This window comes from Streptomyces sp. NPDC054847 (assembly GCF_053610925.1).
Map to the genome: position 1 here is coordinate 1 of NZ_JBSGZJ010000242.1, position 10,603 is coordinate 10,603.

Sequence of the window (10,603 nt, forward strand, 5' to 3'; positions counted from 1 at the left end):
GCGCTGACCGCCCGACAGACTGAGGCCCTGCTCGCCGACCTGAGTGGCGGCGCCGTGCGGCAGCGCGTCGACGAAGCCGGCCTGCGCGATGTCCAGCGAGCGGCGCAGTTCCGCGTCGTCCGCGCCCTGAGCGCCCATCAGGACGTTCTCCGCGACGCTCGCCGAGAACAGCGTCGGCTCCTCGAACGCCACCGACACCAGCTCACGCAGCCGTTCACGTGGCATGGCGGTGATGTCCTGCCCGTCGAGGGTGATCCGCCCGGACGTCGGCTCGTACAGCCGGGGCACCAGGGCCGTGAGGGTCGTCTTGCCGCTGCCCGTGCCGCCCACCAGCGCCATGGTCTGGCCGGGCCGCACATGGAGGTCGATTCGGGCGAGGACCGGTGCGCTGCCGTCGGGCGCGTCCGGGTAGCGGAACCCGACGCCCTCGAAACGCAGTCCACCGGTCTCCGCCGGGACGGCCCCCGAGGCGCCGGCCGTCACGCGCCGCTCCTCCGTACGGGCCGCCGTCTCCGGCCCGTCGTGCGAATCGCTTTCCTCCTCTGCGTCCAGCACCTCGAAGTAGCGGTCGGCCGCGGTCGCCGCCTCCTGGCTCATGGCCAGCAGGAAGCCGATCGAGTCCACCGGCCAGCGCAGCGCCAGGGCCGTCGAAAGGAAGGCGACCAGCGTGCCCGCCGAGAGTGTGCCGTCCGCGACCTGGATCGTGCCGAGCACCAGCGCCGCGCCGATGGCCAGTTCGGGAATGATCGTGATCAGAGCCCAGACGCTGCCCAGCAGACGTGCCTTGCCCAGTTCCGTGCCGCGGAGGCGTTCCGAAAGACCTCGGAACGCCTCCGCCTGACTGCGGTGCCGCCCGAAGCCCTTGATGATGCGGATGCCGAGGACGCTCTCCTCGACGACCGTCGTCAGGTCGCCCACCTGGTCCTGCGCCTTCCGCGCGACGAGTGAGTAGCGCGCCTCGAAGAGCGAACAGACGACCACCAGCGGCAGTACGGGAACAAGGAGGACGAGCCCCAGCGTCCACTCCTGCCCCAGCAGGATCACGAAACCGACGAGGATCGTGGTGGCGTTGACGAGCAGGAAGGTCAGCGGGAACGCCAGGAACATCCTGAGCAGCATCAGGTCCGTGGTGCCGCGCGAGAGCAGCTGTCCGGACGCCCAGCGGTCGTGGAAGGCCACCGGAAGACGCTGGAGATGGCGGAAGAGGTCCGCCCGCATGGCCGCCTCCACACCGGCGAGGGGCCGCGCCACCAGCCACCGCCGGAAGCCGAACAGCACCGCCTCCGCGACACCCAGCAACAGCAGGACCAGGGCCCCGAACCAGACCCCGCCCGGATCGCCCGCCGCGACCGGCCCGTCGACGATCCACTTCAGCACCAGGGGGATGACCAGGCTGAGGCAGGAGGCGACTATGGCGACGAGAGCCGCGCTGAACAGGCGTGTACGGACCGGGCGCACATAGGGCCACAGCCGCACGAGCGAACGCACGGCGGAGCGGTCCGTGGTGTCGGAGGTATCCGAATGTGTAGTGGGCATCAGGTGCGAGCCTACGGTTGACCACTGACACCGCTCATGTGGTTTTCCGCCGGGCGGGGGCACCTCCGTCCGGGTGACCGTGGCCCCGCCGCGTCGGAGTCGTACGCCCGTATCAACCGATCGGCCGATGCCGGCTCGAGCGTGATGGGCGATGTGCCGGCCACCGGCCGCGCGGGAGCCTCGTGCCATGGCGATAGTCCAAGTGAACGGCCTGCACAAGGCCTACGGTGGCCGGCCCGCGGTCGACGGTGTGAGCTTCGGCGTCGAGGAGGGCGAGATCTTCGGGATCCTCGGCCCGAACGGCGCAGGGAAGACCACCACCGTCGAATGCGTGGAAGGCCTCAGAATCCCCGACTCCGGCACGGTCAGGGTCGCCGGCCTCGACCCGGTGGCCGACCACGAGCAGGTCACCCGGCTGCTCGGCGCGCAGCTCCAGGAGAGCGAGCTCCAGCCCAAACTCACGGTGCGCGAGGCGCTGGAGCTGTACTCGTCCTTCTACGAGCGGCCGGCCGACTGGGGGCCGCTCGCCGAGCGGCTCGGCCTGGTGCCCAAGCTCGGTGACCGGTTCGCGAAGCTCTCCGGCGGGCAGAAGCAGCGCCTGTTCATCGCGCTGGCCCTGATCGGCCGCCCAAGGGTCGTCGTACTCGACGAGCTGACCACCGGACTCGACCCGCGTGCCCGCCGGGACACCTGGCAACTCATCGAGGAGGTACGGGACTCCGGCGTCACCGTCCTGCTGGTCACCCACTTCATGGAGGAGGCGCAGCGTCTCTGCGACCGGATCGCGGTCATCGACAAGGGCAGGGTCGCCGCGCTCGACACCCCCGCCGGTCTGATCGGCCGGTCCAGCGCGTCGACCGTCGTCTCCTTCACCCCCTCCGGCCCGCTCGACGAGCGGGAACTGGCCGCGCTCCCGCAGGCCGCCTCCGTCACCACCACCGACGGCCGGATCACCGTCCACGGCACCGACGAGACCGTCACCGCCGTGATGTCGCTGCTGGCCAGGCTCGGCATCACCGCCCGTCAGCTCCGCGTCTCCGAGGCCTCCCTGGACGACGCGTTCCTCGACCTCACGGAAGAGAGGCTCGGATGACCACCGCCGCTCCCGCCCCCGGCACGGCCCCTGCGCCCGCAAGCGTCCCGGCGTGGGCCGCCGTGCTGCGGACAGAGGCCCGCCTCTTCTCCCGGGAACCCGGATCGCTGTTCTGGATCCTCCTCTTCCCGACGCTGCTCATGACGATCCTCGGCCTGATCCCGTCCTTCCGGGAGGCGTCCGACGACATCGGCGGCCGCCGCGTCATCGACCTCTACGTCCCGGTCGCCGTGCTGCTCGCCATGATCATGGCCGGGCTTCAGGCGATGCCGCCCGTCCTCGCCGGCTACCGCGAACGCGGCATCCTGCGCCGGATGTCGACCACCCCGGTCCGGCCCTCCGTGCTGCTGTCGGCCCAGCTCGCCCTGCACGGCGTCGCGGCGCTCGCGTCCGCCGTACTCGCGCTGGCCGTCGGCCGCGTCGCCTTCGGCGTCGCCCTGCCCGGGCAGCCCGCCGGCTACGTGCTCGCGATGGTACTGACGACCGCCGGCGCGCTGGCGCTGGGCGCGACCGTCTGTGCCGTCTCCCGGAATCAGAAGATCGCCACCGCCGTCGGGTCGGTGATCTTCTTCCCGTCGATGTTCACCTCGGGCGTCTGGCTGCCCGTCCAGACCATGCCCGGCACACTCCAGCGCATCGTGGAGTTCACGCCGCTGGGCGCGGCGTCGCAGGCTCTCGACCGGGCGGCGGCGGGCAGCTGGCCCGCATGGACGGACCTCGGCGTCACGGGACTGTGGGCCGTGCTGCTCACCGCCGCGGCCGTCCGCTGGTTCCGCTGGGAGTGATCAACATGGCCGGGGTGGGGGACACTTGGCGCATGAGGCTGTCCGACGCGGTGCAGAGACCAGGGGCGGGCGTCCCCGTCGAGGAGCGCTGGGGGCAGTTCTACCGCTACGGCCCCTACGCCCTCCTGGGACTCGCCACCGTGATCGCCGGCGCCGTCGCCGGCCAGTTCATGGACCGCGCGGAGATGCGCGCCGCCGGTGTACTGGCCCTCGCCGCTCTCGCGCTCGAGGTGTGGTGGGGCGTGCGCCGGGCGGACCAGGAGGAGCACGCCCGGACCGGGCAGATCTACTACGCCCTGCGGACCGTCCTCGCCTTCGCCCTCACCTGGCTGAATCCGCTCTTCGCCGTCTACGCCGTTCTCGGCTACTTCGACTCCGGCCATCTGCTGCCCGGCCGCAGGGCGTACGCGGGGCTGCTGGTCACCGCAGTGACCATGGCGGGCTCCCAGGCGGGCGGCCTGCCGCCCGCCTCCACCCTCCAGTGGGTCCTCTTCGGCGGTCTGTACGTCCTCAACGCCTCGCTGTGCCTGATCTTCGCCCGCTTCGGCGTCCAGGAGGCCGAGCGGGCCAAGGAACGCCTGGCCACCATCCAGGCGCTGGAGCTCGCCAACGCCCGCCTGGAGCTGGCCCTCGAGGAGAACGCGGGCCTGCACGCCCAACTCCTCGTGCAGGCCCGCGAAGCGGGCATCGCGGACGAACGCAGCCGGCTCGCCGCAGAGATCCACGACACCATCGCGCAGGGCCTGGCCGGCATCATCACCCAGCTCCAGGTCGTCACGTCCACCGACGACCCGGACGTCGCCGGCGAACACCTGAACCGGGCCTGCGCCCTGGCCCGCCACAGCCTCGGAGAGGCCCGCCGCTCCGTGCAGAACCTGGGCCCGGCGGCCCTCGAGCACGCCACCCTTCCCGAGGCCCTGGAGAAGACCGTCGCCGACTGGTCCTGGCGCACCGGCGTGCGGGCCCGCTTCACCGTCACCGGCACCGAGGAGCAACTGCACGACGAGGTCGCCGGCACCCTGCTGCGGATCGCGGAGGAGGCCCTCGCCAACACCGCCCGCCACGCGGACGCCGCACGGGCCGGCGTCACCCTGTCGTACATGGGCGACGAGGTCACCCTCGATGTCCGCGACGACGGCCGGGGGTTCGACCCGCTCGCCGTCGCACCGCGTTCCGGTTCCGGCGGCTTCGGACTCGACGGCATGCGGGCGCGCGCCGAGCGGATCGCGGGGACCGTGGCCCTCGAATCGGAGCCGGGCCAGGGCACGGCGGTGTCCGCTCGCGTACCGTTGGTTCGCCATGGCTGAACACCCTGTCAACGAGCGCACCGTCACGCTGATCGTCGTCGACGACCATCCCGTCGTACGGGACGGCCTGCGCGGCATGTTCGAGTCCTCGGCCGGCTTCCAGGTCCTCGGCGAGGCCGCCGACGGCCCTGCGGGCGTCGAACTGGCCACCCGCCTCGACCCCGACGTGGTCCTGATGGACCTGCGGATGCCCGGCGGCGGGGGAGTGGCGGCCATCGCCGAGCTGGCGCGGCGCGGCGCCCGGTCCCGGATCCTCGTCCTCACCACGTACGACACGGACTCCGACACCCTGCCGGCCATCGAGGCCGGCGCGACCGGCTACCTCCTCAAGGACGCTCCCCGCGAGGAGCTGTTCACGGCGGTACGGGCCGCCGCCGAGGGGCGTACGGTCCTGTCGCCGGCGGTCGCCGCCCGTCTCGTCTCGCACGTCCGCGCCCCGGCGGCGCCCGGCAACGAAGGTCTGTCGGCGCGCGAGCGGGAGGTGCTGGAGCTCGTCGCCAAGGGCACCTCCAACCGCGCGATCGCCCGCGAACTGTTCATCAGCGAGGCCACGGTGAAGACCCATCTCACCCACATCTTCGGCAAGCTCGGCGCCAAGGACCGCGCCGCGGCGGTGGCCCTGGCGTACGACCGCGGCATCCTCGGCTGAACGCCGGGACGCGCCACCGGCCCGGCGGCGCGTCAGGTCCGCACCCTCAGCAGCAGCACCGACCTCCCCGGCACCCGCACCACGCAACCACCTTCGTGCACGGTGCCCGGAGCGGTGCTCTGGTCCTCCAGCGAGGTGTCCACGACCAGTTCGTACGCCGCTGCCCACGGCGGTCCGGGCAGCCGGAAGTCCACCGGCTCCGCCGCCGCGTGCAGCACCGTCAAATAGCTGTCGTCCGTCACCTGGCAGCCGCGCGCGTCACGGCCGGGGATGTCCCGGCCGGAGAGGTAGAGGGCGAGGGTGGCGGACGGCGCGTACCAGTCCTCCTCGGTCATCTCGCTGCCCTGCGGCGTGAACCATGCAAGGTCCCGCAGCCCGTCGGCGGCCTGCGGCCGACCGGAGAAGAAGGCGCGTCTGCGCAGCACCGGATGACTGTGCCGCAGCGCCAGCAGCCGCCGGGTGAGCTGAAGCAGACCGGCGGGCCCCGGCTGTTCGAGCAGCGACCAGTCCACCCAACTGATCTCGTTGTCCTGGCAGTAGGCGTTGTTGCTGCCGCCCTGGGTGCGGCCCATCTCGTCGCCGGCGACGAGCATGGGCACGCCCGTCGACACCAGCAGGGTGGTCAGCAGATTGCGCAGCTGCCGCCGGCGCAGGGCCTGTACGGCCGGATCGTCGGTCTCTCCCTCGACGCCGCAGTTCCAGGAGCGGTTGTCGTCGGTGCCGTCCCGATTGCCCTCGCCGTTGGCCTCGTTGTGCTTGCGCTCGTAGCTGACCAGGTCGCGCAGGGTGAAGCCGTCGTGTGCGGTGATGAAGTTGATGGACGCGTACGGCCGCCGCCCGCCCCAGGCGTACAGGTCGCTGGAGCCGGACAGCCGGTAGCCGAGATCACGCACATCATGCAGCGCGCCGCGCCAGAAGTCGCGCACCGAGTCCCGGTAGCGGTCGTTCCACTCCGTCCACAGCGGCGGGAACGCCCCCACCTGGTAGCCGCCGTTGCCCACGTCCCACGGCTCGGCGATCAGCTTCACCCGGCGCAGCACCGGGTCCTGCGCGATGACGGCGAGGAACGGGGACAGCATGTCGACGTCGTGCATCGAGCGGGCCAGCGCCGCGGCCAGGTCGAAACGGAAGCCGTCGACGCCCATCTCGGTCACCCAGTAGCGCAGCGAATCCGTGATCAGCCGCAGCACTTGGGGCTGCACGACGTGCAGTGTGTTGCCGCAGCCCGTGTAGTCCGCGTATCTGCGGGCGTCCCCCTGGAGACGGTAGTAGCCGCGGTTGTCGATCCCGCGCAGGGACAGCATCGGCCCCAGCTCGCCGGCCTCCGCCGTGTGGTTGTACACCACGTCGAGGATGACCTCGATCCCCGCGGCGTGCAGCGCGCGCACCATCCGCTTGAACTCGCCGACCTGCTGACCGGCGGTGCCGGTGGCCGCGTAGGCCGCGTGCGGGGCGAAGTACCCGATCGAGTTGTAGCCCCAGTAGTTGCGCAGCCCGCGGCGCAACAGGTGGTCCTCGTGCGCGAACTGGTGCACCGGCAGCAGTTCGACCGCCGTCACACCGAGCCGCACCAGATGCTCGATCGCCGCCGGGTGGGCGAGCCCCGCGTACGTGCCCCGCAGTTCCTCCGGGATGCCCGGGTGCAGCCGGGTGAATCCGCGGACGTGCAGTTCGTAGATGACCGAGTCGGCCCAGGGCGTCTTGGGCCTGCGGTCGTCCATCCACTCGTCGCCGCCGGCGTCGTCGTGGACGACCACCGCCTTGGGGACGAACGGGGCCGAGTCCCGGTCGTCGCGAACCGTGTCGGCGACATGCTGCTCCGGCCAGTCGCGCACATGCCCGTAGACCTCCGGGGGCAGGGCCCCGTAGTCGTTGCCCGCGCCCGCGTCGACGGCCCTCGCGTACGGGTCGAGCAGCAGCTTCGCCGGATTCCACCGGGCTCCCGTCCAGGGGTCCCAGCGGCCGTGCACCCGGTATCCGTACCGCGTGCCGGGCCCCACGCCGGGCACGAAACCGTGCCAGATCTCATGGGTCAGTTCGGTGAGCGGCAGCCGGGTCTCTCCACCCCGCTCGTCGAAGAGGCAGAGCTCCACCCCTTCCGCCCCGCCCGCCCACAGCGCGAAGTTGGTCCCCGCCACACCGTCCGGCCCCGTCCGGAACCGGGCGCCCAGTGGCGTCGGCGCCCCCGGCCACACGGGTGGTCTGCGGGAGCCCGTGTCCGGCTCCCCGGCATCGGTCCTCGAACGGCGTGCGGCCGGGCCGGCCACCGCCGAACGGGTGCCGGGCGGCTCGCCCGGCACCTTCTCCCGCACCGTCTCCTGCTCGGCTGCGCTCGACACCTGCCGGCCTCCCGCGGCTCGTCGGGCCCCCGCTCGAGGTGCTCCCGGGCGGCAGGTCCCGCAAGGAGCACTGCCCGCGGCGTCCCGGCCGCGGCACCCCACGCGTGGTCCTGTCACCATTTCTGCCCGCGCCGCCCCCGTCCCAACATCGCCCGCCGTTCACGTTGCCCCCGCCGGGTGGTCGTCGTTGACCGGTACGTGAGACATGTACTGAAGCGGGCAGGGCACAGGGCCGCGGTCGCCCTGGCAGGAGCAGGACTGATCGCGGGCCTCGTCGGCTGCTCCGGCGGGATGCCGGCCATCGGCGACAAACCGCGCGCGACCAAGGACACCATCCGGGTCACTCCCGAGGACGGCGCGAAAGAGGTGCGCCCCGACGACACCGTGGAGGTGCGGCTGCCCAGCGGGCGGCTGGAGCGGGTCGAGGTCACCCGGATCGAGGACGCCACGAAGACCGTGGTCGAGGGGCGGATCTCCGACGACGGTCTGCGCTGGGCGCCCGAGAAGGGCACCCGGCTGAAGCTCGCCGCCAAGTACAGCGTGGACGTGGTGGCGCTGGACGGCCACGGCCGTCGCTCCGCCCGCCACACGACGTTCACGACCCTGGTCCCCGACAGCCGGTTCATCGCGTACTTCAAACCGGAGAACCGTTCGACCGTGGGCACCGGGATGATCGTGTCCTTCTCCTTCAACCGGAAGATCGAGAACCGGGCCGCCGTGGAGCGCGCGATCCGGGTGAGCTCGCAGCCCCCGGTGGAGGTCGCCGGCCACTGGTTCGGCAAGGAGCGGCTCGACTTCCGCCCCCGCACGTACTGGAAGCCGGGCACCGAGGTCACGGTCGACATGCGGCTGCGGGACGTCGAGGCGGCACCCGACGTGTACGGCATCCAGAACAGGACCGTCTCCTTCACGATCGGCCGGTCCCAGGTGTCCCGGGTCGACGCGGCGGCGCACACCATGAAGGTGGTGCGTGACGGACGGGTCCTGGCGACCGTTCCGATCACCGCCGGCGCGCCCAAGTCCACGACGTACAACGGCAAGATGGTGGTCACCGAGATGCACGACGTGACCCGGATGAACGGCGCCACCGTCGGCTTCACGAAGAAGGACGGCAAGAGCGAGTACGACATCAAGGACGTGCCGCACGCCATTCGGCTGACCACCTCCGGGACCTTCCTGCACGGCAACTACTGGACCCCCGCAAGCGTCTTCGGCTCGGACAACGTCTCGCACGGCTGCGTGGGGCTCCGGGACGACAAGGGCGGCAGCAGCGAATCCCCGGCGGGCTGGTTCTTCGACCGGACCCTGATCGGGGACGTGGTGGAGGTCGTGGGGTCCAAGGACAGGACGGTCGCACCGGACAACGGCCTCGGCGGCTGGAACCTCGACTGGCAGCGCTGGAAGGCGGGTTCGGCACTGCGCTGACCGGGCAGAACCCTCTCGCCCGCCCGTAGGCGGCCCCACCACGGTCCCATGGATGACTTGGGACCGAACGGTGACATTCGGGGGCACATTTGACGACCTGCGGTGTGATTATCTATCGCCGTGCGTGCGTGAGGCGCGCGGGGGTGGGGGCCGTGGCGGTGCCAGGCCGTGCGAGGGGAGTACACGACTGTGAACGGGCAGCCGATATCGGGGGCATCGGCCGGAACCGGACGCGGGCGCGGGGGCGCCGTGCTGTCCGCTCTGGTCATGGGGGCGATGCTGGTTCTGACCGCCTGCGGAGGCGGGAGCTCCGCCAAGGGCGGTGACAAGAACCCCGGCGGCAAGGACGGCAGCGGCAAGGTCGAGAACGCAGCGTCCCAGGCGGTGGTCACCATCTCGCCGAAGGACGGCGCCGACGCGGTCGCGACCATGGGCGCCCTGAAGGTGACCGCGGCCAAGGGCAAGCTGACGACGGTCACCGTGCAGGACGACAAGGGCACGAAGATCGAGGGCCGGATCGCCGCGGACGGCGCCAGCTGGCAGCCGCTTCAGCACCTGGCGGGCGCCACCAAGTACAAGGTGCACGCCGTCGCCGAGGACGCGGACGGCCGTGAGTCCGCCAAGGACACCACCTTCACCACGCTGGTGCCCAAGAACACCTTCATCGGCCACTACACGCCGGAGGACGGCGCCACCGTCGGCGTCGGCATGCCGGTCTCCATCAACTTCACCCGCGGCATCACCGACCCGGCGGCGGTCGAGAAGGCCATCACGGTGACCGCCGAGCCGTCCGTGCCGATCGAGGGCCACTGGTTCGGCAACGACCGCCTCGACTTCCGTCCCGAGAAGTACTGGGCCGCGGGCACGAAGGTCACCGTGAAGCTCAACCTGGACGGTGTCGAGGGCCGACCCGGCGTGTACGGCAAGCAGGCCAAGAGCTTCTCGTTCACCATCGGCCGCAGTCAGGTCTCCACGGTCGACGCGAGCGCCAAGACCATGAAGGTCGTGCGCGACGGCAAGGAGATCAAGAGCATCCCGATCACCGCCGGCGCGCCGTCGACCACCACCTACAACGGGCAGATGGTCATCAGCGAGAAGTACAAGGTGACCCGGATGAACGGCGCCACCGTGGGCTTCGGCGGCGAGTACGACATCAAGGACGTGCCGCACGCGATGCGGCTGTCCACCTCGGGCACCTTCGTCCACGGCAACTACTGGGCCTCGCCCGGCACGTTCGGCTCCGCGAACGTCAGCCACGGGTGCATCGGGCTGCGGGACGTGCGCGGCGCGTACGACAAGAACACACCGTCGGCCTGGTTCTACAACAACTCGATCATCGGCGACGTGGTGATCGTGAAGAACTCCAAGGACAAGCAGATCGCTCCGGACAACGGCCTCAACGGCTGGAACATGTCCTGGTCGGAGTGGACCAAGTAGTACGCGAGGCGGGGCCCGGTGCTGTGAGCAAC

General features: G+C 71.2%; 8 protein-coding genes. 6 read left to right on the plus strand and 2 right to left on the minus strand.

All coding sequences use genetic code 11. The features are described from left to right. Window positions 1–1,536 (minus strand): ABC transporter ATP-binding protein (locus ACWGH4_RS22245; RefSeq protein ID WP_453463539.1); only part of this gene is annotated, 1,536 nt, incomplete at its 3' end. A gap of 151 nt (window positions 1,537–1,687) precedes the next feature. Between ACWGH4_RS22245 and ACWGH4_RS22250 the strand changes: the two genes are divergently transcribed. Genes ACWGH4_RS22250 through ACWGH4_RS22265 form a run of 4 tightly spaced genes read left to right on the plus strand, consistent with a single transcriptional unit; the run spans window position 1,688 to window position 5,370 of the window. Further along, window positions 1,688–2,629 carry an ABC transporter ATP-binding protein gene (locus ACWGH4_RS22250; RefSeq protein WP_453463541.1) on the plus strand — a complete coding sequence of 314 codons (942 nt, stop codon included), beginning with the start codon at window positions 1,688–1,690 and terminating at the stop codon, window positions 2,627–2,629. Next, on the plus strand, window positions 2,626–3,414 hold the full coding sequence (locus ACWGH4_RS22255; RefSeq protein WP_453463544.1) for an ABC transporter permease: 789 nt from the start codon (window positions 2,626–2,628) through the stop codon (window positions 3,412–3,414). The genes ACWGH4_RS22250 and ACWGH4_RS22255 overlap by 4 nt, the downstream gene beginning before the upstream one ends. A gap of 32 nt (window positions 3,415–3,446) precedes the next feature. After that, a complete protein-coding gene (locus tag ACWGH4_RS22260) occupies window positions 3,447–4,721 on the plus strand; it encodes a sensor histidine kinase (protein WP_453463547.1) in 1,275 nt (424 codons plus the stop codon). Then, window positions 4,714–5,370 carry a response regulator gene (locus tag ACWGH4_RS22265; RefSeq protein WP_441266073.1) on the plus strand — a complete coding sequence of 219 codons (657 nt, stop codon included), beginning with the start codon at window positions 4,714–4,716 and terminating at the stop codon, window positions 5,368–5,370. Before ACWGH4_RS22260 ends, ACWGH4_RS22265 begins: the two co-directional genes overlap by 8 nt. A 32-nt stretch (window positions 5,371–5,402) precedes the next feature. Here the strand turns inward: ACWGH4_RS22265 and glgX are convergent, their stop codons facing one another. After that, window positions 5,403–7,709, minus strand: coding sequence for a glycogen debranching protein GlgX (gene glgX, locus ACWGH4_RS22270; protein ID WP_453463550.1), 2,307 nt, complete (start codon window positions 7,707–7,709; stop codon window positions 5,403–5,405). A 198-nt stretch (window positions 7,710–7,907) separates the two neighbouring features. Between glgX and ACWGH4_RS22275 the strand changes: the two genes are divergently transcribed. Further along, entirely contained in the window at window positions 7,908–9,134 is a 1,227-nt protein-coding gene (locus ACWGH4_RS22275) for a L,D-transpeptidase (RefSeq protein WP_453463553.1), read from the plus strand. Between the two features lie 189 nt (window positions 9,135–9,323). Continuing rightward, window positions 9,324–10,571, plus strand: a complete 1,248-nt coding sequence (locus ACWGH4_RS22280) for a L,D-transpeptidase (RefSeq protein WP_453463556.1) — start codon at window positions 9,324–9,326, stop codon at window positions 10,569–10,571. The last annotated feature ends 32 nt before the right edge of the window (window positions 10,572–10,603 follow it).